General features: G+C 70.6%; 24 protein-coding genes. 14 read left to right on the top strand and 10 right to left on the bottom strand.

Annotation, left to right across the window (positions count from 1 at the left end; translation table 11 throughout):
- Positions 1-3: 3 nt before the first annotated feature.
- From RA210_RS20995 to hrpB, 6 genes are all read right to left on the bottom strand, one after another.
- Positions 4-1338: a DEAD/DEAH box helicase gene (locus RA210_RS20995; RefSeq protein ID WP_201487892.1), complete on the bottom strand. Its 1335-nt coding sequence runs from the start codon at positions 1336-1338 to the stop codon at positions 4-6.
- 68 nt (positions 1339-1406) lie between these two features.
- On the bottom strand, positions 1407-1883 hold the full coding sequence (locus RA210_RS20990) for a LabA-like NYN domain-containing protein (protein ID WP_236574830.1): 477 nt from the start codon (positions 1881-1883) through the stop codon (positions 1407-1409).
- A gap of 106 nt (positions 1884-1989) precedes the next feature.
- Entirely contained in the window at positions 1990-2829 is an 840-nt protein-coding gene (locus RA210_RS20985; protein ID WP_201487890.1) for an SDR family oxidoreductase, read from the bottom strand.
- Positions 2830-2860: 31 nt separating this feature from the next.
- Entirely contained in the window at positions 2861-3100 is a 240-nt protein-coding gene (locus RA210_RS20980; RefSeq protein WP_201487889.1) for a CDGSH iron-sulfur domain-containing protein, read from the bottom strand.
- A 158-nt stretch (positions 3101-3258) separates the two neighbouring features.
- Positions 3259-4005, bottom strand: a complete 747-nt coding sequence (locus RA210_RS20975) for a sulfite exporter TauE/SafE family protein (RefSeq protein ID WP_136489640.1) — start codon at positions 4003-4005, stop codon at positions 3259-3261.
- Positions 4006-4205: 200 nt separating this feature from the next.
- Positions 4206-6764, bottom strand: a complete 2559-nt coding sequence (gene hrpB / locus RA210_RS20970) for an ATP-dependent helicase HrpB (RefSeq protein ID WP_201487888.1) — start codon at positions 6762-6764, stop codon at positions 4206-4208.
- A gap of 126 nt (positions 6765-6890) precedes the next feature.
- Between hrpB and RA210_RS20965 the strand changes: the two genes are divergently transcribed.
- The 5 genes from RA210_RS20965 (at position 6891) to RA210_RS20945 (ending at position 9839) form a co-directional block, all read left to right on the top strand.
- A complete protein-coding gene (locus RA210_RS20965; protein ID WP_136491733.1) occupies positions 6891-7307 on the top strand; it encodes a polyribonucleotide nucleotidyltransferase in 417 nt (138 codons plus the stop codon).
- A gap of 11 nt (positions 7308-7318) precedes the next feature.
- Entirely contained in the window at positions 7319-8191 is an 873-nt protein-coding gene (locus RA210_RS20960) for a cation diffusion facilitator family transporter (protein ID WP_136491734.1), read from the top strand.
- Positions 8192-8511: 320 nt separating this feature from the next.
- Positions 8512-8988 carry an Lrp/AsnC family transcriptional regulator gene (locus tag RA210_RS20955; RefSeq protein ID WP_136491735.1) on the top strand — a complete coding sequence of 159 codons (477 nt, stop codon included), beginning with the start codon at positions 8512-8514 and terminating at the stop codon, positions 8986-8988.
- A gap of 174 nt (positions 8989-9162) precedes the next feature.
- Complete coding sequence (locus RA210_RS20950) at positions 9163-9366, top strand: DUF2788 domain-containing protein (protein WP_136491736.1); 204 nt, start codon at positions 9163-9165, stop codon at positions 9364-9366.
- 80 nt (positions 9367-9446) lie between these two features.
- Positions 9447-9839, top strand: a complete 393-nt coding sequence (locus tag RA210_RS20945; RefSeq protein WP_136491737.1) for a globin — start codon at positions 9447-9449, stop codon at positions 9837-9839.
- A gap of 51 nt (positions 9840-9890) precedes the next feature.
- Here RA210_RS20945 and RA210_RS20940 read toward each other — a convergent pair whose 3' ends face one another.
- The 3 genes from RA210_RS20940 to RA210_RS20930 form a co-directional block, all read right to left on the bottom strand.
- Entirely contained in the window at positions 9891-10535 is a 645-nt protein-coding gene (locus RA210_RS20940) for a pseudouridine synthase (protein ID WP_236574829.1), read from the bottom strand.
- Entirely contained in the window at positions 10535-11101 is a 567-nt protein-coding gene (locus tag RA210_RS20935; protein WP_201487887.1) for a YecA family protein, read from the bottom strand. Before RA210_RS20935 ends, RA210_RS20940 begins: the two co-directional genes overlap by 1 nt.
- 94 nt (positions 11102-11195) lie before the next feature.
- Complete coding sequence (locus tag RA210_RS20930) at positions 11196-12845, bottom strand: acyl-CoA dehydrogenase family protein (protein WP_201487886.1); 1650 nt, start codon at positions 12843-12845, stop codon at positions 11196-11198.
- Between the two features lie 94 nt (positions 12846-12939).
- Between RA210_RS20930 and RA210_RS20925 the strand changes: the two genes are divergently transcribed.
- The 4 genes from RA210_RS20925 (at position 12940) to RA210_RS20910 (ending at position 16436) form a co-directional block, all read left to right on the top strand.
- Positions 12940-13737 carry a hydroxymethylpyrimidine/phosphomethylpyrimidine kinase gene (locus RA210_RS20925; protein WP_201487885.1) on the top strand — a complete coding sequence of 266 codons (798 nt, stop codon included), beginning with the start codon at positions 12940-12942 and terminating at the stop codon, positions 13735-13737.
- A 25-nt stretch (positions 13738-13762) separates the two neighbouring features.
- On the top strand, positions 13763-14395 hold the full coding sequence (gene thiE / locus RA210_RS20920; RefSeq protein ID WP_201487884.1) for a thiamine phosphate synthase: 633 nt from the start codon (positions 13763-13765) through the stop codon (positions 14393-14395).
- A 24-nt stretch (positions 14396-14419) separates the two neighbouring features.
- Complete coding sequence (hemL, locus tag RA210_RS20915; protein ID WP_201487883.1) at positions 14420-15706, top strand: glutamate-1-semialdehyde 2,1-aminomutase; 1287 nt, start codon at positions 14420-14422, stop codon at positions 15704-15706.
- 184 nt (positions 15707-15890) lie between these two features.
- A complete protein-coding gene (locus RA210_RS20910) occupies positions 15891-16436 on the top strand; it encodes a tetratricopeptide repeat protein (protein ID WP_136490756.1) in 546 nt (181 codons plus the stop codon).
- 128 nt (positions 16437-16564) lie between these two features.
- Here the strand turns inward: RA210_RS20910 and RA210_RS20905 are convergent, their stop codons facing one another.
- Entirely contained in the window at positions 16565-16891 is a 327-nt protein-coding gene (locus RA210_RS20905) for a DUF1820 family protein (protein WP_201487882.1), read from the bottom strand.
- A 124-nt stretch (positions 16892-17015) separates the two neighbouring features.
- On the opposite strand from RA210_RS20905, the gene miaB reads away from it, so the two are divergent.
- The 5 genes from miaB (at position 17016) to lnt (ending at position 22467) form a co-directional block, all read left to right on the top strand.
- Complete coding sequence (gene miaB, locus RA210_RS20900) at positions 17016-18356, top strand: tRNA (N6-isopentenyl adenosine(37)-C2)-methylthiotransferase MiaB (protein ID WP_201487881.1); 1341 nt, start codon at positions 17016-17018, stop codon at positions 18354-18356.
- 139 nt (positions 18357-18495) lie between these two features.
- On the top strand, positions 18496-19506 hold the full coding sequence (locus RA210_RS20895; protein ID WP_201487880.1) for a PhoH family protein: 1011 nt from the start codon (positions 18496-18498) through the stop codon (positions 19504-19506).
- On the top strand, positions 19496-19960 hold the full coding sequence (gene ybeY, locus RA210_RS20890) for an rRNA maturation RNase YbeY (RefSeq protein WP_201487879.1): 465 nt from the start codon (positions 19496-19498) through the stop codon (positions 19958-19960). Before RA210_RS20895 ends, ybeY begins: the two co-directional genes overlap by 11 nt.
- 6 nt (positions 19961-19966) lie before the next feature.
- Positions 19967-20806: an HlyC/CorC family transporter gene (locus tag RA210_RS20885; protein WP_136490751.1), complete on the top strand. Its 840-nt coding sequence runs from the start codon at positions 19967-19969 to the stop codon at positions 20804-20806.
- A gap of 125 nt (positions 20807-20931) precedes the next feature.
- A complete protein-coding gene (gene lnt / locus RA210_RS20880; protein ID WP_201487878.1) occupies positions 20932-22467 on the top strand; it encodes an apolipoprotein N-acyltransferase in 1536 nt (511 codons plus the stop codon).
- The last annotated feature ends 85 nt before the right edge of the window (positions 22468-22552 follow it).

The raw sequence follows: 22552 nt of genomic DNA, 5'->3' as shown, positions 1-22552 counted from the left end.
CCGCTACTTCTTCTTCGCCGGACGCTTGGCGCCGCCGCCCAGGCTGGGCATCTTGCGCACCGCCTTGACCCTGGGTTCGCTGCTGTCGATCCAGTTGCCCAGCGGCTTGCCGGCCTTGCCCGGCTTGCCCAGTTCGATCTTGGGTTTCTTGGGCTTCTTCGGCTTCTTCACCACCTGGCCGTCGATGGTGGTCTGCGGCACGCGGTGGTCGGGGATGAAGTCCGGCTCGTCGCGGCGCGGCAGCACCTGGCGGATCAGCAGCTCGATGGCGGCGAGCAGCTGCACCTCGTCGGCGCACACCAGCGAGAGCGCCTCGCCGCTGGCGCCGGCGCGGCCGGTGCGGCCGATGCGGTGCACGTAATCCTCGGCGACGATCGGCAGGTCGAAGTTGACCACCAGCGGCAGGTCGTCGATGTCCAGGCCGCGCGCCGCCACGTCGGTGGCCACCAGCACCTGCACCTCGCCGGCCTTGAAGCGCTCCAGCGCGCGCAGGCGCGCCGGCTGCGGCTTGTCGCCGTGGATCGCATCGGCGCTGACGCCCAGATGCTGCAGCTCGCCGACCAGCTCGTCGACGCCCTTGCGGGTCTTGACGAACACCAGCACCTGGCCCCAGCGCCGCGCCTTGAGCAGGTGGCAGAACAGCTCGCTCTTGCGCTTCTTGTCCACCGGGATCAGCCACTGCCTGACCGACTGCGCCGCGGCGTTGCGCGGGCTGACCTCGATGCTCAGCGGGTCGCGCAGCAGCACGCGGGCCAGCTCGCGGATGGTCTCCGAGAAGGTCGCCGAGAACAGCAGGGTCTGCCGCCGCCGCGGCAGCATGGCGAACAGCTCGTTGAGCTCGCGGGAAAAACCCAGGTCGAGCATGCGGTCGGCCTCGTCGAGCACCAGGGTCTCCACCTGCTCGAAGCGCACCGCATTCTGGCGAAACAGGTCGAGCAACCGGCCGGGGGTGGCCACCAGCACGTCGACGCCCTTGCGCAGGCGCATCATCTGCGGGTTGATGCTCACCCCGCCGTAGGCCGCCAGGGTGCGCAGCGGCAGGTGCTGGCCGTAGACGCGGAAGCTCTCGTGGACCTGCTCGGCCAGCTCGCGGGTCGGCACCAGGATCAGCGCGCGCACCGAGTTGGGCGCCACCTGCCCTGCCATGCTCAGGCGCTGCAGCAGCGGCAGGGCGAAGCCGGCGGTCTTGCCGGTGCCGGTCTGCGCCGCCGCCATCAGATCGCGGCCCTTGAGCACGGCGGGGATCGCCTGGCTCTGCACCGGCGTGGGCGTTTTATAGTCGAGGGCGTCGAGGGCGCGCAGCAGCGGCTCGATCAGGCCGAGGGAGGCGAAGGTCATGGCAGGGGCAACCGGCAGGGAAAACAGGGCGCCAGTTTACCTGCAATCGCTCGTTCGTACGGCGTCGATCAGCCGCGCAGCAGCAGGCTGCCCTCGATCGGCACATAGCGGTCGGCGGCGCGCAGCAGCGACTGCGCGGTGAGGCCCGGCACGCCGTAGACGGTGGCCTCGGTGCCGCCACGGCGCACGCGCTCGAGCAGCAGGTCGAAGTCGCCGTCGCCGGAGGCCAGCACCACCTCGTCGACCCGCGCCGCGGCGTCGAGCACGTCGATGGTGATGCCGACGTCCCAGTCGCCCTTGGCGCTGCCGTCGCTGCGCTGGATGTACGGCTTGAGCTTCACGGTGAAGCCGAGCCGGCGCAGGGTCTGCTGGAACTGCTGCTGGCGCGGGTCGCCGCGCTCGATGGCGTAGGCGTAGGCCTCGACGACCTGCCCGCGCGCCGCCACTTCGCGCCACAGCGCGGCGTAGTCGAAGTGGCAGCCGTGGGCCTGGCGCACGGTGTAGTAGAGGTTCTGCACGTCGGCGAACAGGGCGATGGTCTTCAACGGGATTCCTTGTGGCGTGGCGGCCCAACCATTATCCGGCCAATCCGCAGCCTGCAGGGGCGAATTCATTCGCCAGCGCGGCCAGGTCCGGCGAATCGATTCGTCCCTACGAGGGTTTCAGCCCCGACAAGCGCGGCACCAGCAGCCGCTCGAACAGCCGCGGGGCGAGGCGCGCCAGCAGGCGGGCGACCCAGTTGACGTTGGACAGCACCAGCAGGCGCCTGCGGCGCACCGCGCCGCGGTAGATGGCCTCGGCGGTGTCCTGCGGCGCATAGACCTTGCCGACGAAGGGCAGCGGCGACGGCGTCACCGAGCCGTCGCCGACCAGCGCGTGCTTGCGCAGGTCGGTGGCGGTGAAGCCGGGGCACACCAGCATGACGTTGACGCCGCTGCCATCTAGCTCCAGGCGCAGGGTGTCGAACAGGCCGTGCAGGGCGTGCTTGCTGGCGTTGTAGGCGCTGCGGTGCAGCATCGGCGCGAAACCGGACAGCGAGCTCATCACGATGATCTGCCCGCGACGGGCGAGGATGCTCGGCAGCGCCGCCTGGGTGCAGTGCAGCGCGCCGAAGAAATTGACCGCCATGACCCGCTCGAACACGGCCAGATCGGTCCGGGCGAACGGGCTGCTCTGGGCGATGGCGGCGTTGTTGACCAGCACGTCGATGCCGCCGAAGCGCTCCACCGCCAGGGCCACCGCCGCCTGCACCGCCTGGGCGTCGGCGACGTCGCAGCGCAGCGCCAGGGTCTCGGCGTTGTGGTGGTCGGCCAGGTGCTGGGCCAGGCTGTCCAGCGCCGCCTGGTCGAGATCGAGCAGCACCAGGCGCGCGCCGCCCTGGGCGAAGCGCAGCGCCAGCGCGCGGCCGATGCCGGCGCAGGCGCCGGTGATCAGCACCACCTTGCGGTCGAATACCTTGCTGCGGAATACCTTGCGGATGACTCGGCGCATGGGGCCCTCCTGGCGTGTCCGGAACTTCAGCCTACAACAGCTTGTGGCTGCCGTCGCACAGCGGCGGCGTGGCGCTGTGCTTGCAGCCGCAGAAGTACAGGGTCTCGCTGCGCGGAGCGAGGTAGCGCAGCGGGCGGAAGGGCCCGACCTTGTGCGAGCCGTCGCAGAACGGCTGGCTCTGGCTGCGGCCGCAGCGGCACCACCAGTATTCCTTGCCGGCCTCGACCTCCACCGCATAGGGGCCGCGCTGGGCGATATGGGGTTCGGACATGCTGCACCTCCCTCGGGCTGCTGTGCCCTTCCAGCATAGCCGCCCGACGAGCGGTGGGTACGCCACCCGGTGGATCGCCACCCGGTGGATCGCCACCCGGTGGATCGCCACCCGGTGGATACGCCACCCGGTGGATACGCCACCCGGGCGCGCGCTCCTCAGAATCCGCTCGCCTGCCACAGCAGGCGCAGCGCCATCAGGGTCACGACCCAGGCGAAGATGCGCTTGAACTGTGCCGCCGGCATGCGGTCGAGCAGCTTCAGGCCGAGCCAGGTGCCGGCCATGCCGGCGAGGATCATCGCCGCCACCAGCGGCAGCCAGTCCCAGAAGGCGAAGCCGACCGCCGAGAACACCGCCATCTTCAGCAGGTGCTGGGCGCTCATGCAGGCGGCGAAGGTCGCGGTGGTGGCCAGCTTGTCCATGTCGTGGCGGTGGAGGAAACCGGCCACCAGCGGCCCGGTGGCGCCGACGAACATCGACACCAGGGTGGTGAAGCCGCCGGCCAGCAACTGCCCGCCGGCACCCAGGCTGCGCTGCCCCGGCTTGGGCCCCCAGACCAGATAGAGGATGAAGGCGGCGACGCTGAACTGGATCCACTGCAGCGGCAGTTGGACGACGATCAGCGAGGCCAGCAGCGCGCCACCCAGCGCGCCGAGGGCGAAGCGCCCGAGCAGGCCGCGGTCGATGTGCCGGCGGGTCATCCAGGCGCGGTTGCCGTTGGAGCCGAGCTGCACCAGGCCGTGCACCGGGATCAGCGCCGCGGCCGGGACGATGCCGGCCATGATCGCCAGCAGCAGCACCCCGCCGCCGATGCCCATGGCGCCGGTGAGCAGCGAGGTGAAGCCGGCGGTGGCGATCAGGATGCCGGCGTCGAGCAGGGAGAGGGATGCGGGCAGCAGGTCCATGGCATGGCTCGAGACAGGAAAGGAGCGGGCATTGTAGGAAGCTGCCGGGAAAGGGGATAGCGAGAGCGCCTGCCTCCCCGCTCCCGATTGATGGCTCCTACGCTCTGCGTGGGAGCCCGAGCCATGGACGCTCCGCGTCCAGCCGCAGGTGCGGCTCCGGCGTGCATGCCCACGCGGAGCGTGGGCACGATCACCCCTCCTCAGGTCGCCTTGCGCGGCTTGGCCCGCGCGGTGGGCTCGGCGACCAGCGGATCGTCCGGCCAGTAGTGCTTGGGATACCTGCCCTTGAGGTCCTTCTTCACCTCGGCGTAGGTGTTGGCCCAGAAGCTGGCCAGATCCTGGGTGACCTGCACCGGGCGCTGCGCCGGCGACAGCAGGTGCAGCTTGACGCCGAGGCGCCCGCCGGCGATGCGCGGCGTGGCGGCCAGGCCGAACAGCTCCTGCAGGCGCACCGCCAGCACCGGCGGCTCCTCGGCGTAGTCGAGACGGACCTTCGATCCGGATGGCACTTCGAGGGTCCTGGGCGCCAGCTCGTCGAGACGCTGCGGCAGCGGCCAGGGCAGCAGGCCGTGGAGGATCGCCGAAAGGTCCAGGGCGGCGAAGTGGCTGAGGCGGCTGACCCTGCCCAGGTACGGCAGCAGCCAGTCCTCCAGCGTCGCCAGCAGGGCGCTGTCGGAGACGTCCGGCCATTCGCTGGTGCTCCTGTCCGCTAGGTCGAGGCGACGCAGCAGCGCCACGCGCGCCTGCCACTGGCGCAGCTCCGGCGTCCACCCCAGCAGCTCCAGGCCCTTGCGCCGCACCAGATTGATCAGCGCGCGGCCGCGCGCCGCCTCGTCCAGCCCGGCCAGCGCCTCGCTGGACAGCACCAGTTCGCCGACCTTGCGCTGGCGCTCGGCGCGCAGCACGCCCTCGCGCTCGTCCCAGTCGAGCACCTCGCTGGCGCTGACCTGCTCGGCCAGCGGGCCGTCGAACAGCGCCGGGTCGAGGTCGGTCGCCAGGTAGATGCGCTCCTCGCGCTGGCCCTGGCGGCTGCCCAGGTCGGCGATCACCAGCCACTCGTGCTTCATCAGCGCATCGGGCTCACCGAACTGCGCCGCGCGGCCGTTGGCCAGGCGGTAGTCGGCTGAGCCGGCGCGGCGCTGGCGGGCGATGCGGTCGGGATAGGCGAAGGCCAGCAGGCAGCCGAGCCCGCGCGGGTGTTCGGGATCGGCCACCGCCTGTTCGACCTTTCTCGGCAGGAGGCTGCGGAACTGGCGGGCCAGCTGGCGGGCGCGCTGCACGCCGCCTTGGGATGTGCGCGGGCCACGGCTATCGCCACTGAGCAGGGCCAGCCGGCTGTGCAGGTCGGCGCCGGCACCGCGCTGGCCGCCGCGCAGGATATCGCGCTCGGAGAGCAGCGCGGCGAGATCGGCGGCCAGTGCGCCGAGGCCGAGCGCCTGACCACGCAGCAACAGGTGGGCGAGACGCGGATGGGCCGGCAGCGTGGCCATCGCCTGGCCGTGGCCGGTCAGCGCCCAGCCGCTGCCGCGCGGCGCCAACGCGCCGAGGCGCTGCAGCAGCTCGCGGGCCTGGGCCAGCGCGGCGGCCGGCGGCGGGTCGAGCCAGACCAGCTCGCTGGCGTCGTCGACGCCCCAGCGCGCCAGCTGCAGGGCCAGGCCGGCCAGGTCGGCCTGGAGGATCTCGGCGCTGCCGTGGGCGGCCAGCTGCTCGTGCTGGGTCTGCGACCACAGGCGGTAGCACACCCCCGGCTCCAGGCGGCCGGCGCGGCCGGCGCGCTGGGTCGCCGAGGCGCGCGCGATGCGCTGGGTGTCCAGGCGGGTCATGCCGCTGGCCGGGTCGAAACGCGGCACCCGCTCCAGGCCGGCGTCGACCACCACGCGCACGCCGTCGATGGTCAGGCTGGTCTCGGCGATGTTGGTGGCCAGCACCACCTTGCGCGTACCGGCCGGCGCCGGCTCGATGGCGGCGCGCTGGGCGGCCAGCTCCAGCTCGCTGTGCAGCGGGCAGAGCAGGATGTCGGCACGCGTGCCGAGCGCCTCCTCCAGCGCCGCCTGCACGCGGCGGATCTCGGCCTGGCCGGGCAGGAACACCAGCAGGCTGCCGCCCTGCTCGGCCAGCGCCTGCAGCACGGTCTGCACCACCCGCGGCTCCAGCGCCTCGCCGGGCTGGGCGGCGCGGCCCCACTGGATGTCCACCGGGAACATGCGCCCCTCGCTGCGCACCACCGGCGCGTCGCCGAGCAGCGCGGCCAGACGCTCGCCCTCGAGGGTCGCCGACATCGGCAGCACCCTGAGCGGCGGCCCCTCGCGCAGCAGCTCGCGGCCGCTGAGGGCCAGCGCCAGGGCCAGGTCGGCATCGAGGCTGCGCTCGTGGAATTCGTCGAAGATCACCAGGCCGACGCCCTCCAGGCCCGGATCGTCCTGCAGGCGGCGGGCGAGGATGCCCTCGGTGACCACCTCGATGCGCGTGTTCGGCCCCACCCGGCTGTCCAGGCGGATGCGGTAGCCGACCGTCTCGCCGACCTTTTCGCCCAGCTCGCTGGCCAGGCGCTCGGCGGCGGCGCGCGCGGCCAGGCGGCGCGGCTCGAGCATGACGATGGTCTGCCCGACCAGCCACGGCTCGTCCAGCAGCGCCAGCGGCACCCGGGTGGTCTTGCCGGCGCCGGGCGGCGCCTCCAGCACCACCTCGTGGCGCGCGGCGAGCGCGGCGCGCAGTTCGGGCAGCACGGCATCGATGGGCAGGGCGGAGGACAGGCTCATGGGCACTCGCAACGGCTGACGGCAAGGGCGGCGATTATAGCGGCGAAGCGCCAGCCTTCCGGGTGTCATCGGCAAGCGCGTACACTGTGCGCCGTTTTCAGGAGCCGTCCCCCAAGGAGAAGATGCATGCGTACTTCGCAGCGGATCGTCAGCGGCGTGCTCGCCGCCACCCTGCTCGCCCAGCTGAGCGGCTGCGGCACCCTGTTCTATCCCGATCGCCGCGGCCAGCTGAAAGGCCAGATCGACCCGGCCATCGCCGCACTGGACGCCATCGGCATCCTGTTCTTCGTGATTCCCGGACTGATCGCCTTCGCCATCGACTTCGGCACCGGCGCCATCTACCTGCCGGAAGGGCGCTACTCGGTGGCGCCGGAGCGCCTGCAGGAGGCTGTCGGCAGCGACGGCCGCGTCGATCCTGTCCGCCTGCGCGCCATCCTCCAGCAGGAGCTGGCCCGCGACCTGCCGCTGGACGACCCGCGCCTGATCCGCCATGGCGGCAGCGTCGAACAACTGGCCGCCTATGGCCTGTCCCCGGCCGCCTGAGGAGCCCCGCGATGAATCTGAGCCGCGAACACGGCCGCCTGATGCGCCTGGCCTCGGCTGCCGCCCTGGCCACCGCCCTGATTCTGGTGGCCGCCAAGGCCATCGCCTGGTGGCTGAGCGGCTCGGTCAGCCTGCTCGCCGGCCTCACCGACTCGCTGCTCGACGGCGCCGCCTCGCTGGTCAACCTGATCGCGGTGCACTACGCGCTGCAGCCGGCCGACGAGAACCACCGCTACGGCCACGGCAAGGCCGAGGCGCTGGCCGGCCTCGGCCAGGCGGTGTTCATCGCCATCAGCGCGGTGCTGGTCGGCATCCGCGGCTTCGAGCGCCTGCAGGAGCCGCAGCCGGTCGAGGCGACCGGGGTCGGCGTGGCGGTGATCCTGCTGTCGCTGGCGATGACCTTCGGCCTGCTGCTGTTCCAGCGCCACGTGGTCAAGGTCACCGGCTCCACGGCGATCCGCGCCGACTCGCTGCACTACGCCTCGGACCTGCTGCTCAACGCCAGCATCCTCGCCGCCCTGCTGCTCGCCGCCTGGGGCTGGCAGCGCGCCGACGCGCTGTTCGGCATCGGCATCGCCCTGTACATCCTGTGGAGCGCGCTGGGCATCGTCCGCGAGTCGGCCTCGGTGCTGATGGACGAGGAGCTGCCGCTGGAAACCAGCGAGCGCATGCTGCAGCTGGCGCAGAACGTGCCCGGCGTGCTCGGCGCCCACGACCTGCGCACGCGCATGTCCGGCACCCACTGGTTCGTCCAGCTGCACCTCGACCTGCCGGCCAGCCTGACCCTGCAGCAGGCCCACGACCTCTGCGAGGCGGCCGAGCTGGCCATCCGCGCCGAGTTCCCGCGCGCCGAGGTGCTGGTGCACGCCGATCCGCAGCACTGAGCCTGCGCGCGGACAAGAAGAAGGGGCCTGACGGCCCCTTCAAGGTGGTTTCTTCCGGAGTGCGGCGGCGGGTGGCTGCCTGCTCTGCGCAGCGCCTGGTGGGCGGTGCGGGCCTGGGACCGCGACCTCGTGGGTCGGCGGTGGCGCGGTGCCTGATTGGGCTCTGCGCGGGGTGAGCGTCCGGGCCGTGAAACTGATTCAAACTGTACGCTCGCCGATGCAGCAGGTGCTTGCGAAAATTGCACAGAATCCCAGCCCTTGCGCAAGCATCCGCCAATCAGTAAAAGATCAGCGCAATATTTACACAACGAACCATCACCATGAGCAAGCTCGACCGCTACGACCTGCGCATCCTCGCCGAACTGCAGCGCGATGCACGCATCTCCAACCAGGAGCTGGCCGAGCGCATCGGCCTGTCGCCCTCGCCCTGTTCGCGGCGAGTCAGACAACTGGAGGACGACGGCTACATCCTGCGCCAGGTCGCCCTGCTCGACCGCAAGAAGCTCGGCCTGACCCTCACCGTCTACGTGCTGGTCGGCATGGACCGTCACACCCCGGAGCGCTTCGCCCACTTCGAGTCGGTGATCCGCCAGTGCCCGCAGGTGCTGGAGTGCAGCCTGGTCACCGGCATGGAGGCGGACTATCAGCTCAAGGTGGTGGTGCCGGACATGGATCACTACCAGCAGTTCCTGCTCGGCACCCTGACCCGCATCGAGGGGGTATCCAGCGTGCGTTCGAGCTTCGTGCTCAACCAGGTGCTGGCCGGCACCGAGCTGCCGCTGGAGCACCTGCGCTGACCAGCGGCGCTACCGGCCGACGGTTTTGTGACGCTGTCGCATTTTTGAATTTGCCCGCACCAGCGGAGGGTCTATAATCCGCCCGCGTTTTTGTACGCATGCCTGCGTGGCCTGATAGATATAACAACATCGCCCACCCCCTGATCGCTTTCAGACAATCCTGCAGGAGGGATGATGGACCCCGAAGTATTCGAACACTGGATGATGACCGGCCTCATCGTGGCTCTGGTCGGTTTCATGGCTTTCATCGTCTGGGATCTGGCGAAAAAATCCAATGCCGGCAAGTTCGGCACCGCGATTCTCTTCTTTGCCCTCGGTTTGGGCGTACTCGGCTTCGTCATCAAGAGCCTGGTGATCGGCAGCCTCGAAGGCATGTAACCCCCGAAGCACCCGCAAGGCCTTCCCCTGTCGCCAGGATGATGCGACGGGGAGAGCGCCTATTGCCCCGAAGGATAATCATGACCCCCGCCAACCGTGTGATGCAGAGTTACGGACGCTGCTGCGCCAGCCCGAACTTCTTCGATACCTTCTACCAGCACTTCCTTTCCAGTTCGCCGGCGATTCGCGAAAAGTTCACCAACACCGATATGACCGCGCAGAAGCACCTGCTGCGCGCGGGCATCCTCAACCTGGTGCTGTACGCCCGCGGCATGTCCGACACCAAGCTGCGCGCCCTCGGCCAGAGCCATTCGCGCGAAGGCTTCGACATCCGCCCGGAACTCTACGACCTGTGGCTGGACTCGCTGCTGCTGGCGGTCAAGCAGCATGACGCCCAAGCCGCCCAGGAAGACCTGATCGCCTGGCGCGAGGTGCTGGGCAAGGGCATCAACCTGATCAAGTCGTTCTACTGATCGACCGGCCGGCGAGCACTTTCTGCTCGCCGGCTACCCTCTCGCAGCTGCTCACAGCTGCGCCGGCACTTCCCGCCACTCTCCCGGCGCCAGGCCGTCCAGGCTCCACGGCCCGATGCGCACCCGCACCAGACGCAGGGTCGGCAGCCCGACCGCGGCGGTCATGCGCCGCACCTGGCGGTTGCGCCCCTCGCGGATCACCAGCTCCAGCCAGCAGGTCGGCACGCTCTTGCGAAAACGCACCGGCGGATCGCGCTCCCACAGCGCCGGCGTGTCGATGCGCCGCGCCTCGGCCGGCAGGGTCGGCCCGTCGTTGAGCTCGACCCCGGCGCGCAGACGCGCCAGCTTCTCCTCGCTCGCCTCGCCCTCCACCTGCACCCAGTAGGTCTTAGCCAGCTTGTGCTTCGGATCGGCGATGCGCGCCTGCAGGCGGCCGTCGTTGGTCAGCAGCAGCAGGCCCTCGCTGTCGCGATCCAGGCGCCCGGCCGGATAGACGCCGGGCACCGGAACGAAGTCCTTGAGGGTGGCGCGGCCGTCGGCGTCGGCGAACTGGGTCAGCACGTCGAACGGCTTGTTGAGCAGGATCAGTCTCGGCTCGAGCGGCGGCGCCTTGGCCTGACGGCGCTGCGGCTTGGCGGGGACCTGACGCGGCCCGCTACGTCCCGCAGCGGACGGCTTGCGCGGCGGACGGGCCATCACAGGCTGTCACGCAGCCGGCGGCTGCAGCAGTTCTGGTAGCGCCTGCCGCTCCGGCACGGGCACGGGCTGTTGCCGCTGCCGCCCAGCTCCAGCCAGCCCTCCAGGCGCTCGCGGGTCTGCTGCAGGGTATCCCAGCCCGCCTCGTCCAGCCCCGGCCGCCCGAGGGCGGCGCAGACCTTCAGGTAGTCGCCCAGCAGGGCGTCGCGCTCCAGGCTCTGGTAGCGCGGGGCCACCGGCACGCCTTCGTAGCGGCGCGCCGGATCGGGCAGGAACAGCAGGGTGCGGCGGTCGGGCAGCACGTTCCACAGCCGGCCGTCGGCCGCGCGCCAGCAGGCCGTGAAGCAGGCACGCAGCGCCTTGCCCGGCCACTCCTCCAGACACCAGCCATCGACCCGCGCACCGCCGAGCGCGCTCACCGCGCGGCCGACCGAGTACCAGGGCTCGCCGGCGAGGCTTTCCGGCAGCGGCAGCGGCGCCGCCACCAGGGGATCGGCGCCGGGCACCAGGGTGCGGGCGAAGCGGCGCAGGGGGTTGCTGTAGCGGGCGGGATCGACAAAGGCCATGACGGGTTCGCAGGACGGCGCCCCACGGCTCGCACAGGAGCCGCCGCCGACGGGCGGTGCGGGCTGAGGGGCGCATTCTAGCAGCGCCGGCCCCTCAGTCGAGCGCCTGCAGCCGGCTGCGCGCCAGCAGCGCGGCCACCGCCACGCCGCGCGGCAGGCAGCCGTAAGCCAGCGCCGGCGCGTCCAGCTGCGCGGCGAGGAAGGCGTCGCCGACCACCTGCGGCGCGCCCTGCAGCAGCAGGCCGGCCTGCAGCGCCACGGCGATCTCGCCGGCCAACTGGCGGGCGCGGTACTCGAGGCCGTCGCGATCCTGCAGGGCGTGCTTGAGGCGCAGCACCAGCGCCCTGAGGCGCGCCTCGCCGTGGCCGTCGGCCAGCTCGGCGAACAGCGCCTCGGCCACCTCGGGCGTCTTCAGCGCGCGCAGCACGTCGAGGCACTGCACGTTGCCGGAGCCCTCCCAGATCGAGTTGACCGGCGCCTCGCGGTACAGCCGCGGCAGGATGCTCTCCTCGACGTAGCCGGCGCCGCCCAGACATTCCTGCGCCTCGTGGACGAAGGCCGGCGCGCGCTTGCACACCCAGTACTTGCCCACCGCGGTGAGCAGGCGGGCGAAGTGGCGCTCCTGCTCGTCCTCCGGGCGCTCCAGGGCGTGGCCCAGGCGCAGGCTCAGCGCCAGCGCCGCCTCCGACTCCAGCGCCAGGTCGGCCAGCACGTTCTGCATCAGCGGCTGGGCGGCCAGCACGCGGCCGCCGACCTGGCGCTGCGCGCAGTGGTGCAGGGCCTGGCTGAGCGCCTGGCGCATCAGCGCCGCCGAGCCGGTCATGCAGTCGAAGCGGGTCAGCGCCACCATCTCCAGCACGGTGGCGATGCCGCGGCCCTCCGCGCCGACCATCCAGGCCAGCGCGCCGTGGAACTCGAGTTCCGCCGAAGCGTTGCTGCGGTTGCCCAGCTTGTCCTTGAGGCGCTGGATGTGGATGCGGTTGTGGCTGCCGTCCGGGCGCAGGCGCGGCAGCAGGAAGCAGCTGAGGCCGCCTTCGGTCTGCGCCAGGGTGAGGAAGCCGTCGGACATCGGCGCCGAGCAGAACCACTTGTGGCCGAGCAGCTCGTAGGCCTGCCCCGGGCCGCGCGCACCGACGGCGAAGGCGCGCGTGCTGTTGGCGCGCAGATCCGAGCCGCCCTGCTTCTCGGTCAGCGCCATGCCGAGGGTCAGGCCGCGCTTGTCGGCGACCGGCAGCGGCCGCGGATCGTAGTCGAGGCTGAGCAGGCCGGGCAGCCAGGCCTCGCCCAGTTCGCCCTGACGACGCAGCACGGCGATGCCGGCGTGGGTCATGGTCAGCGGGCAGGCGCTGCCGGCCTCGGCCTGGTTGTGCAGGTAGAACAGCCCGGCGCGCAGCACCTGGGCGCCGGGGCGCGGCTCGCGCCAGGGCAGCGCATGCAGGCCGTGGGCGATGCCGGCCTGCATCAGCCGGTGCCAGGCGGGATGGAACTCCACCTGGTCGAGGCGGTGGCCATAGCGGTCGTGGCTGTGCAGCTCGGGAGCATGGCGGTTGGCGGCGAAGCCGGCCACCAGCAACTCCCCGCCGCTCAGCTCGCCGTATTCGGCCAGCCGCGCCGCCCCCCAGTCGGCGCCGAAGCGCTGCAGCCACTCCTGCAGCGGGCGGTCGCCGCGGTACAGGTTGGCGCCGTCCAGCGGCGTCGGCTGGTTGGTCACGGTATGGGTTTCCACGCAGTGCTCGGGAGTCATCGTCCACCTCCTGCCGTTGCATGCCTTGCAGTGAAGCAGAAGCGCGGCGCGCCGCCCGGGCAGGCGGTCGACTTTGGTGGTAAGCTCGGCAGCCATGAACCGATACCCTTCCCGTCCCGTCGTCCTCTGCCTGTCCGGCCACGATCCCAGTGGCGGCGCCGGCCTGCAGGCGGACATCGAGGCCCTGCTCGCCCAGGGCTGCCACGCCGCTCCGGCGGTCACCGCGCTGACCGTGCAGGACACCGTCGACGTCAGCGACTTCCGCGTCCTCGACCGTGCCTGGGTGCTGGCCCAGGCCAACGCGGTGATCGACGATCTGCCGGTCGCCGCGGTCAAGCTGGGCATGCTCGGCTCGCTGGAGATGGTCGACACCGTGGTCGAGATCATGGCCCGCCTGCCCGGCGTGCCGCTGGTCTGCGACCCGGTGCTGCGCGCCGGCGGCGGCGGTGCACTGGGCAAGGACGAGGTCGGCTACGCGATCCGCGAGCGCCTGCTGCCGCTGTGCCGCATCGCCACGCCCAACCTGCCGGAAGCGCGCATCCTCGCCGAGCTGCCGGAGGGCAGCGCCGACGAGTGCGCCGAAAAGCTGCTGCCGCTGTGCGAGCACCTGCTGATCACCGGCGGCCACGGCGACGAGCGCGAGGTGCACAACCGCCTGTACTCGCGCGACGGCAGCCGCCACGACTTCACCTGCGCGCGCCTGCCGGGCAGCTACCACGGCTCCGGCTGCACCCTGGCCAGCACCCTGGCCGGCCGCCTGGCGCTGGGCGAGGAGCTGGTCAGCGCGGTGCGCTCGGCCCTCGCCTACACCTGGCGCACCCTGCGCGACGCCGAGCAGCCCGGCCGCGGCCAGTACGTGCCGCGCCGCCTGCCGCTGGATTTCTGCTCCTGATCCCCTGCCCGAGGAAAGCCCGCCGATGAAGCCGCTGCGCGGACTCTACGCCATCACCGACAGCCAGCTGCTGGCCGATGGCCGCCTGCTGCCCTACGTCGAGGCCGCCCTGCGCGGCGGCGCCCGGCTGCTGCAGTACCGCGACAAGTCCGGCGACGCCGCGCGGCGCCTGCGCGAGGCCGAGGCGCTGGCCGAGCTGTGCCTGCGCCACGGCGCCCGGCTGATCATCAACGACGACCTGGAGCTGGCCACCCGCCTGGGCGTCGGCCTGCACCTGGGCCAGGAGGACGGCTCGCTGTCCGCCGCCCGCGCCCTGCTCGGCCGCGAGGCGCTCATCGGCGCCACCTGCCATGCGCGCCTGGAGCTGGCCGAGCAGGCCCGCCGGGACGGCGCCAGCTACCTGGCCTTCGGCCGCTTCTTCAATTCGCAGACCAAGCCCGGCGCGCCGGCCGCCACCCCCGAACTGCTCGACGAGGCGCGCACGCGCTTCCGTCTGCCGCTGGTGGCCATCGGCGGCGTGACCCTGGACAACGCCCCCGAGCTGATCGCCCGCGGCGCCAGCCTGGTCGCGGTGATCCACGCCCTGTTCGCCGCCCCGAATGCCGCCGAAGTCGAGCGCCGCGCGCACGCCTTCAGCCAACTGTTCGCCGACATCTGACCTTCCTTTCGAGAGACCCTTTCCATGTCCCGCTCCGAAATCCTGTTCAGCAACGCCCAGAAGCACATCCCCGGCGGCGTCAACTCGCCGGTGCGCGCCTTCCGCAGCGTCGGCGGCACTCCGCTGTTCTTCAAGCACGCCGAAGGCGCCTACGTCATCGACGAGGACGACAAGCGCTACGTCGACTACGTCGGCTCCTGGGGCCCGATGATCCTCGGCCACGGCCATCCGGAAGTGCTCGACGCGGTGCGCAGGCAGCTCGAGCACGGCCTGTCCTACGGCGCGCCGACCGCGCTGGAAGTGGAGATGGCCGAGCTGGTCTGCCAGCTGGTGCCGTCCATGGAGCTGGTGCGCATGGTCAGCTCCGGCACCGAGGCGACCATGAGCGCCATCCGCCTGGCCCGTGGCTACACCGGCCGCGACGCCATCATCAAGTTCGAGGGCTGCTACCACGGCCACTCCGACAGCCTGCTGGTCAAGGCCGGCTCCGGCGCGCTGACCCAGGGCGTGCCCAGCTCGGCGGGCGTGCCGGCCGACTTCGCCAGGCACACCCTGACCCTGCCCTACAACGACATCCAGGCCGTCGAGAAGACCCTGGCCGAAGTCGGCAAGGACGTGGCGTGCATCATCGTCGAGCCGGTGGCCGGCAACATGAACTGCGTGCCGCCGGCACCGGGCTTCCTCGAGGGCCTGCGCGCGCTGTGCGACGCGCACGGCGTGGTGCTGATCTTCGACGAGGTGATGACCGGCTTCCGCGTCGCCCTCGGCGGCGCCCAGGGCCACTACGGCATCACCCCGGACCTGTCGACCTTCGGCAAGATCGTCGGCGGCGGCATGCCGGTCGGCGCCTTCGGCGGCAAGCGCGCGATCATGGAATGCATCGCCCCGCTCGGCCCGGTCTACCAGGCCGGCACCCTGTCCGGCAACCCGCTGGCCATGGCCGCCGGCCTGACCACCCTCAGGCTGATCAGCCGTCCGGGCTTCCATGCCGAACTGAGCGACTACACTGCACGCATGCTCGACGGCCTGCAGCAGCGCGCCGCTGCCGCCGGCATCCCCTTCGTCACCACCCAGGTGGGCGGCATGTTCGGCCTGTACTTCAGCGAAGCCGCCGACATCGTCACCTTCGACGACGTGATGACCAGCGATGCCGAGCGCTTCAAGCGCTTCTTCCACCTGATGCTGGACGGCGGCGTGTACCTGGCACCGAGCGCCTTCGAGGCCGGCTTCACCTCCATCGCCCACGGCGAGGCCGAGCTGGCGATCACCCTCGACGCCGCCGAGCGCGCCTTCGCCGCCCTCAGGGGCTGAGCGTCGCGCTGTCCGCCACCCCTGCGGGTCGGCGGACAGCGCCAGCCGGCGGATACTGGCCAATGGCCGGCAGGAAAAGCCGCCGGCCCCCTGTCATGACCCGGCGGGTTATTCCATAATGGAGAACGTCGGCCCAGAGCCGACCGTGCCTCCGCCCGCCGAACCAGGAGAAGTCCGGATCGCCATGAACCGTGCTGGCTGCACCCTGCTGATGGGCTGCCTGTTGTCGATCAATCCGCTGCTCGGCCATGCCGAGAGCAACTCCCTGCTGATTCCGGCGACCAGTCGCTGCGTGCTCGACACCCAACCCCAGGATCTCGATCAGGCGCTGGCCCAGTGCCGCAGCCTCGCCGAGGGCGGCGACGCCCAGGCCCAGTTCGAACTCGGCGAATTCTTCCATGCCGGCCAGCCACCACGCGACCTGCCGGAGGCGCTGCGCTGGTACGAGCAGGCCTCGCTGCAGGGCCATGCCCAGGCCCAGCTGCGCCTCGGCACCCTGTTCTGGCATGGCGAGGGCGTGCCGGCCAACAACGTGCAGGCCTACGTGGTGCTGAAGATGGCGGCGGTCAACGGCGCCGAAGAGGCGCTGGACAGTGCCGACGAGGTGGCCGAGGGCATGAGCCCCGAGCAGCTCGAACAGGCCAACCGCGTGCTCGGCGAGATCTTCCGCAACTACCTGCAGGAGCTGCAGGCCAGCGACCTCGGCCCGCCGTTCGCTCCGCTGCGCTAAGCGCTAGGTGCGCAAGGTGGACGCCTCGCCTCGGCGCTTATCCACCGCCAGGCCTGGCCAGACAGGAACGGTAGAAAATCGCTTCGCGAGTTTTCCACCCTACCCGACTACAGGCAATCCTCGACCACTCAGCGCTCCGGCATCGGCGGCATGGGGAACGGCATCACGTTGCCGCCGCCCTTGGCCTCGCTGATCTTCGCCGTGCCCAGGCGCTCCACCTCGTCGATGCGGATGATCGCGTGCATCGGCACGAAGCTGCGCACCACGCCCTCGAACTGCGCCTTGAGCTTCTCCTCGCTGGGATCGACCACCACCTGGGTGCGTTCGCCGAAGACGAATTCCTCGATCTCCAGGAAGCCCCACAGGTCGCTCTGGTAGATGGCCTTGGCGTACATCTCGTACACCTGACCCTGGTTGAGGAAGATCACCTTGAAGATGGGGGCGGGCTTGCTCATGACTCTCCGGACCGACGGAACTGCGGGGCGCGCATCCTAGCACACCCGCCGGACGGCGAAGCCTAGGAAGCCCCGTCCCTGCCACCTATAATGCGCGGTCCTTGGATTTTCCCGACGAGCACCCATGGCCAAGAAGCTTTTCATCGAAACCCACGGCTGCCAGATGAACGAGTACGACAGCTCGCGCATGGCCGACCTGCTGGGCGAACACCAGGCCCTCGAACTCACCGAGAACCCGGCCGAAGCCGACGTGATCCTGCTCAATACCTGCTCGATCCGCGAGAAGGCCCAGGAGAAGGTGTTCTCCAAGCTCGGCGGCTGGCGCGAACTGAAGCGGCAGAACCCCGAGCTGGTGATCGGCGTCGGCGGCTGCGTGGCCAGCCAGGAAGGCGCGGCGATCCGCGAGCGCGCGCCCTACGTCGACGTGGTGTTCGGCCCGCAGACCCTGCACCGCCTGCCGGAGATGATCGACGCCGCGCGCACCACCAGGAAGCCGCAGGTGGACATCTCCTTCCCGGAGATCGAGAAGTTCGACCGCCTGCCCGAGCCGCGCGTCGACGGCCCCAGCGCCTTCGTTTCGGTGATGGAAGGCTGCAGCAAGTACTGCACCTTCTGCGTGGTGCCCTACACCCGCGGCGAGGAGGTCAGCCGACCGCTGGCCGACGTGCTCGCCGAGATCGTCCACCTGGCCGAGCACGGCGTGCGCGAGGTGACCCTGCTCGGCCAGAACGTCAACGGCTACCGCGGCGACACCGGCGACGGCCGTGTCGCCGACTTCGCCGAGCTGCTCCACGCGGTGGCGGCGATCGACGGCATCGACCGCATCCGCTACACCACCAGCCACCCGCTGGAGTTCTCCGACGCGCTGATCCAGGCCCACGCCGAGATTGCCAAGCTGGTCAAGTTCGTCCACCTGCCGGTGCAGGCGGGCTCCGACCGCATCCTCGCGGCGATGAAGCGCAACCACACCGCGCTGGAGTACAAGTCGCGCATCCGCAAGCTCAAGGCCGCGGTGCCGGACATGTGCATCAGCTCGGACTTCATCGTCGGCTTCCCCGGCGAGACCGACAGGGACTTCGAGCAGACCATGAAGCTGGTCGAGGAGGTCGGCTTCGACTTCTCCTTCTCCTTCGTCTACAGCGCGCGCCCCGGCACCCCGGCCGCGGACCTCGCCGACGACACTCCCGAGGAGATCAAGAAGCAGCGCCTGCAGATCCTGCAGACGCGCATCCACCAGCAGGGCTTCGAGATCAGCCGGCGCATGGTCGGGACCACCCAGCGCATCCTGGTCAGCGACTACTCGAAGAAGGACCCGGGCATGCTGCAGGGCCGCACCGAGAACAACCGCATCGTCAACTTCCGTGCCGACAATCCGCGGCTGATCGGCCAGTTCGTCGACGTGCACATCGACGAGGCGCTGCCGCACTCGCTGCGCGGCAGCCTGGTCGACGAGGCCAGCTACTGATCCCCGCCCGCCGCGCGAGCGCGGCGGGCGCCTCCTGGCCAGTCCACCATCCGCCAATGTCGCGGCGCTTTCCCCCTCGGGGCGCTGCGGTTATTCTTCGTCCATCACCCCCCAGCCGAACGGCGGCCAACAGACGACCTTGAACGCTCCCCTGGAACACCACCGCTTCATCCTCGAACCCCTCGATGCCCGACGCTTCGCCAACCTCTGCGGCCAATTCGACGAGCACCTGCGCCTGATCGAACAGCGCCTGGGCATCGAGATCCGCAACCGTGGCAACCAGTTCGAACTGGTCGGCGACGCCCAGCACAGCCACACCGCCGAGAACCTGCTGCGCCGCCTGTACCGCGAGACCCACGCTACCGAGCTGACCCCGGAACTGGTCCACCTGTTCCTCCAGGAGTCCGGTCTCGAGGATCTGGCCGTGCCCGGCCAGGCGCCGAGCGTCACCCTGAAGACCCGCAAGGCGCACATCACCCCGCGCGGCGCCAACCAGCAGCGCTACGTCAAGGCGATCCTCGACAACGACATCAACTTCGGCATCGGCCCGGCCGGCACCGGCAAGACCTACCTCGCCGTGGCCTGCGCGGTGGACGCCCTGGAGCGCGAGCAGGTGCGGCGCATCCTGCTGGTGCGCCCGGCGGTGGAGGCCGGCGAGAAGCTCGGCTTCCTGCCCGGCGACCTGGCGCAGAAGATCGACCCCTACCTGCGCCCGCTGTACGACGCCCTCTACGAAATGATGGGCTTCGAGCAGGTGGCCAAGCTGATCGAGAAGCAGGTGATCGAGATCGCCCCGCTGGCCTACATGCGCGGGCGCACCCTGAACAACAGCTTCATCATCCTCGACGAGAGCCAGAACACCACCCTGGAGCAGATGAAGATGTTCCTCACCCGGATCGGCTTCGGCTCGACCGCGGTGATCACCGGCGACGTCACCCAGGTCGACCTGCCGCGCGGCACCAAGTCGGGCCTGGCCCACGTCATCGAGGTGCTGCGCGACGTGCCGGGGATCAGCTTCACCCACTTCAAGGCCAAGGACGTGGTGCGCCATCCGCTGGTGCAGCGCATCGTCGAGGCCTACGACCGCCACGAGCAGCGCCTGCAGGGCAAGGCCGCCGAGCGCACCGGGGACAGCCGCCATGCAGGTTGAACTGGATCTGCAACTGGCCAGCACGGCCGCCGAGCTGCCCGGCGAGGCGCAACTGCGCCGCTGGTGCGAACTGGCCCTGCGCCAGCGCACGGCGCCCTCGGAGCTGACCATCCGCATCGTCGACGAGGCGGAGGGCCGCGAGCTCAACCGCACCTGGCGCGGCAAGGACTACGCCACCAACGTGCTGTCCTTTCCCGCCGAGGTCCCCGAAGGCATCCTGGATATCCCGCTGCTCGGCGACCTGGTGATCTGCGCCCAGGTGGTGGCGCGCGAGGCGGCCGAACAGGGCAAGGCGGCGGACGCCCACTGGGCGCACCTGACCATCCACGGCTGCCTGCACCTGCTGGGCTACGACCACATCGACGACGACGAAGCCGAGGAGATGGAAGCCCTGGAACGCCAGCTGCTGGCCGAACTCGGCTACCCCGATCCCTACGCGAGCGACGAAGAGTAAGGACACATGAGCGACGACCGATCGAGCCAGGGGCAGAAGTCCTGGCTGGAAAGAATCACCCAGGCTTTTGCCCATGAGCCGAAGAACCGCGAGGAGCTGATCGAGGTCCTGCGCGACGCCCATGACAACAAACTGCTCGACACCGAAGCGCTGGCGATCGTCGAGGGCGCCATCCAGGTCGCCGACCTGCAGGTGCGCGACATCATGATCCCGCGCTCGCAGATCATCAGCATCAAGGCCTGCCAGAACCCGCAGGAGTTCCTCCCGGCGGTGATCGAGGCGGCCCACTCGCGCTACCCGGTGATCGGCGAGAACCTCGACGAGGTGCTCGGCATCCTGCTGGCCAAGGACCTGCTGCCGCTGCTGCTGCACGGCAACGAGCAGTCCTTCGACCTGCAGAAGCTGCTGCGCCCGGCCACCTACGTGCCCGAATCCAAGCGTCTCAACGTGCTGCTGCGCGAGTTCCGCAGCACCCACAACCACATGGCCATCGTCATCGACGAATACGGCGGCGTCGCCGGTCTGGTGACCATCGAGGACGTGCTCGAGCAGATCGTCGGCGAGATCGAGGACGAGCACGACGTCGAGGAAGACAGCTTCATCAAGGCGCTGCCCAGCGGCGACTTCATCGTCAAGGCGCTGACCCCGGTGGACGAGTTCAACGAGTTCTTCGAGGCCGGCTTCTCCGAGGAGGAATTCGACACCCTCGGCGGCGTGGTGATGAGCGCCTTCGGCCACCTGCCCAAGCGCGGCGAGACCATCGAGCTGGGCGACTTCCGCTTCCGCGTGCTCAACGCCGACAGCCGGCGCATCCACCTGCTGCGCCTGACCCCGCGGGCGCGCTGAGGCACGGACGCTGATCGTCCCCACGCTCCGCGTGGGGATGCCACCCTGGACGCTCCGCGTCCAGCTACCCGCCCGCGCCCGGCTCCGCTAAGCTGCCCGCGCCTGTCTTTCGTCAAGGAATCTTCATGCGCTGGATCTCCCGTCCCGGCTGGCCCGGCCACCTGCTGGCCCTGGCCGCCGGCGCCCTCACCCCGCTGGCCCTCGCCCCCTGGAACCTGTGGCCGCTCGGCCTGCTGTCGCTGGCGCTGTTCTATCTCGGCCTGCGCGGCCTGGCCCCCGGCGCCGCCGCCGGCCGCGGCTGGCTGTACGGCTTCGGCGCCTTCGCCGCCGGCACCAGCTGGGTGTACGTCAGCATCCACGACTACGGCGCCGCCTCGCCGGCGCTGGCCGCGCTGCTGACTCTGGCGTTCTGCGCCGGCCTCGCGCTGTTCTTCGCCCTGCCGGCCTGGGCCTGGGCGAAATGGCTGCGCCGCGAACGCGCGCCGCTGGCCGACGCGCTGGCCTTCGCCGCCATGTGGCTGGCCCAGGAGGCCCTTCGCGGCTGGCTGTTCACCGGTTTCCCGTGGCTGTACGTCGGCTACGCCCAGCTCGACGGCCCGCTGGCCGGCCTGGCGCCGCTCGGCGGCGTCTGGCTGCTGTCGTTCGCCATGGCGCTGACCGCCGCCCTGCTGGCCAACCTGCCGGCGCTGCTGCCGCGCGGGCGCTGCCTGCTGGGCGCCGCCGCACTGCTCGCCGGCCTGTGGGGCGGCGGTCTGTGGTTCAAGGACCACCCCTGGACCACCCCGGCCGGCCCGGCGCTGAAGGTCGCCGCCATGCAGGGCAACGTCGCGCAGAACCTCAAGTGGGACCCCGAGCAGCTCAACGCCCAGCTCGCCCTGTACCGCGACCTGACCTTCGCCGAGGCGCCGGCCGACCTCTACGTCTGGCCGGAGACCGCGGTGCCGGTGCTCAAGGAATACGCCGAGGGCTACCTGGCGGTGATGGGCCGCTTCGCCAGCGAGCGCAATGCCGCACTGGTCACCGGCGTGCCGCTGCGCGAGAAGGACGACGCCGGCCGGGCGCGCTACTACAACGCCCTGCAGGTGGTCGGCCAGGGTGGCGGCACCTACCTCAAGCAGAAGCTGGTGCCGTTCGGCGAGTACGTGCCGCTGCAGGACGTGCTGCGCGGGCTGATCGCCTTCTTCGACCTGCCGATGTCCGACTTCGCCCGCGGCCCGGCCGACCAGGCGCTGCTGACGGCGCGCGGCTACCGCATCGCCCCCTACATCTGCTACGAGGTGGTCTATCCGGAGTTCGCCGCCGGCCTCGCCGCGCGGAGCGAGCTGCTGCTGACGGTGAGCAACGACGCCTGGTTCGGCACCTCGATCGGCCCGCTGCAGCACCTGCAGATGGCGCAGATGCGCGCTCTGGAGAGCGGCCGCTGGATGATCCGCGCCACCAACAACGGCGTCACAGCGCTGATCGACCCGTTCGGCCGGGTGCAGGCGCAGGTGCCGCAGTTCCAGCGCGCCGTGCTGCGCGGCGAGGTGGTGCCGATGCAGGGCCTGACGCCCTACCTGCAGTGGCGCGCCTGGCCGCTGGCCGGCGTCTGCGCCCTGCTGCTGGGCTGGACCGCGCTCACCGCGCGGCGCCAGCGCCGGCTGTTCACTGCCTTGAACTGAGGCGTCAGCCAGCAACGAAAAGGGCGACCCGCGGGTCGCCCTTTGCATTCCAGCGCTGACTGTAGGGTGGGTTACGGCCTGCGGC

The organism is Pseudomonas sp. OF001 (genome assembly GCF_904426495.1).
GTDB lineage: Bacteria > Pseudomonadota > Gammaproteobacteria > Pseudomonadales > Pseudomonadaceae > Geopseudomonas.
This window is presented reverse-complemented; position numbering and strand designations above follow the sequence as displayed.

Excerpts from the sequence above, each read along its gene's own strand:
- RA210_RS20995 (WP_201487892.1), bottom strand. The coding sequence starts at position 1,338 with ATGACCTTCGCCTCCCTCGGCCTGATCGAGCCGCTGCTGCGCGCCCTC.
- RA210_RS20985 (WP_201487890.1), bottom strand. The coding sequence starts at position 2,829 with ATGCGCCGAGTCATCCGCAAGGTATTCCGCAGCAAGGTATTCGACCGC.
- RA210_RS20980 (WP_201487889.1), bottom strand. The coding sequence starts at position 3,100 with ATGTCCGAACCCCATATCGCCCAGCGCGGCCCCTATGCGGTGGAGGTC.
- RA210_RS20975 (WP_136489640.1), bottom strand. The coding sequence starts at position 4,005 with ATGGACCTGCTGCCCGCATCCCTCTCCCTGCTCGACGCCGGCATCCTG.
- hrpB (WP_201487888.1), bottom strand. The coding sequence starts at position 6,764 with ATGAGCCTGTCCTCCGCCCTGCCCATCGATGCCGTGCTGCCCGAACTG.
- RA210_RS20965 (WP_136491733.1), top strand. The coding sequence starts at position 6,891 with ATGCGTACTTCGCAGCGGATCGTCAGCGGCGTGCTCGCCGCCACCCTG.
- RA210_RS20960 (WP_136491734.1), top strand. The coding sequence starts at position 7,319 with ATGAATCTGAGCCGCGAACACGGCCGCCTGATGCGCCTGGCCTCGGCT.
- RA210_RS20955 (WP_136491735.1), top strand. The coding sequence starts at position 8,512 with ATGAGCAAGCTCGACCGCTACGACCTGCGCATCCTCGCCGAACTGCAG.
- RA210_RS20950 (WP_136491736.1), top strand. The coding sequence starts at position 9,163 with ATGGACCCCGAAGTATTCGAACACTGGATGATGACCGGCCTCATCGTG.
- RA210_RS20945 (WP_136491737.1), top strand. The coding sequence starts at position 9,447 with ATGACCCCCGCCAACCGTGTGATGCAGAGTTACGGACGCTGCTGCGCC.
- RA210_RS20940 (WP_236574829.1), bottom strand. The coding sequence starts at position 10,535 with ATGGCCCGTCCGCCGCGCAAGCCGTCCGCTGCGGGACGTAGCGGGCCG.
- RA210_RS20935 (WP_201487887.1), bottom strand. The coding sequence starts at position 11,101 with ATGGCCTTTGTCGATCCCGCCCGCTACAGCAACCCCCTGCGCCGCTTC.
- RA210_RS20930 (WP_201487886.1), bottom strand. The coding sequence starts at position 12,845 with ATGACTCCCGAGCACTGCGTGGAAACCCATACCGTGACCAACCAGCCG.
- RA210_RS20925 (WP_201487885.1), top strand. The coding sequence starts at position 12,940 with ATGAACCGATACCCTTCCCGTCCCGTCGTCCTCTGCCTGTCCGGCCAC.
- thiE (WP_201487884.1), top strand. The coding sequence starts at position 13,763 with ATGAAGCCGCTGCGCGGACTCTACGCCATCACCGACAGCCAGCTGCTG.
- hemL (WP_201487883.1), top strand. The coding sequence starts at position 14,420 with ATGTCCCGCTCCGAAATCCTGTTCAGCAACGCCCAGAAGCACATCCCC.
- RA210_RS20910 (WP_136490756.1), top strand. The coding sequence starts at position 15,891 with ATGAACCGTGCTGGCTGCACCCTGCTGATGGGCTGCCTGTTGTCGATC.
- RA210_RS20905 (WP_201487882.1), bottom strand. The coding sequence starts at position 16,891 with ATGAGCAAGCCCGCCCCCATCTTCAAGGTGATCTTCCTCAACCAGGGT.
- miaB (WP_201487881.1), top strand. The coding sequence starts at position 17,016 with ATGGCCAAGAAGCTTTTCATCGAAACCCACGGCTGCCAGATGAACGAG.
- ybeY (WP_201487879.1), top strand. The coding sequence starts at position 19,496 with ATGCAGGTTGAACTGGATCTGCAACTGGCCAGCACGGCCGCCGAGCTG.
- RA210_RS20885 (WP_136490751.1), top strand. The coding sequence starts at position 19,967 with ATGAGCGACGACCGATCGAGCCAGGGGCAGAAGTCCTGGCTGGAAAGA.
- lnt (WP_201487878.1), top strand. The coding sequence starts at position 20,932 with ATGCGCTGGATCTCCCGTCCCGGCTGGCCCGGCCACCTGCTGGCCCTG.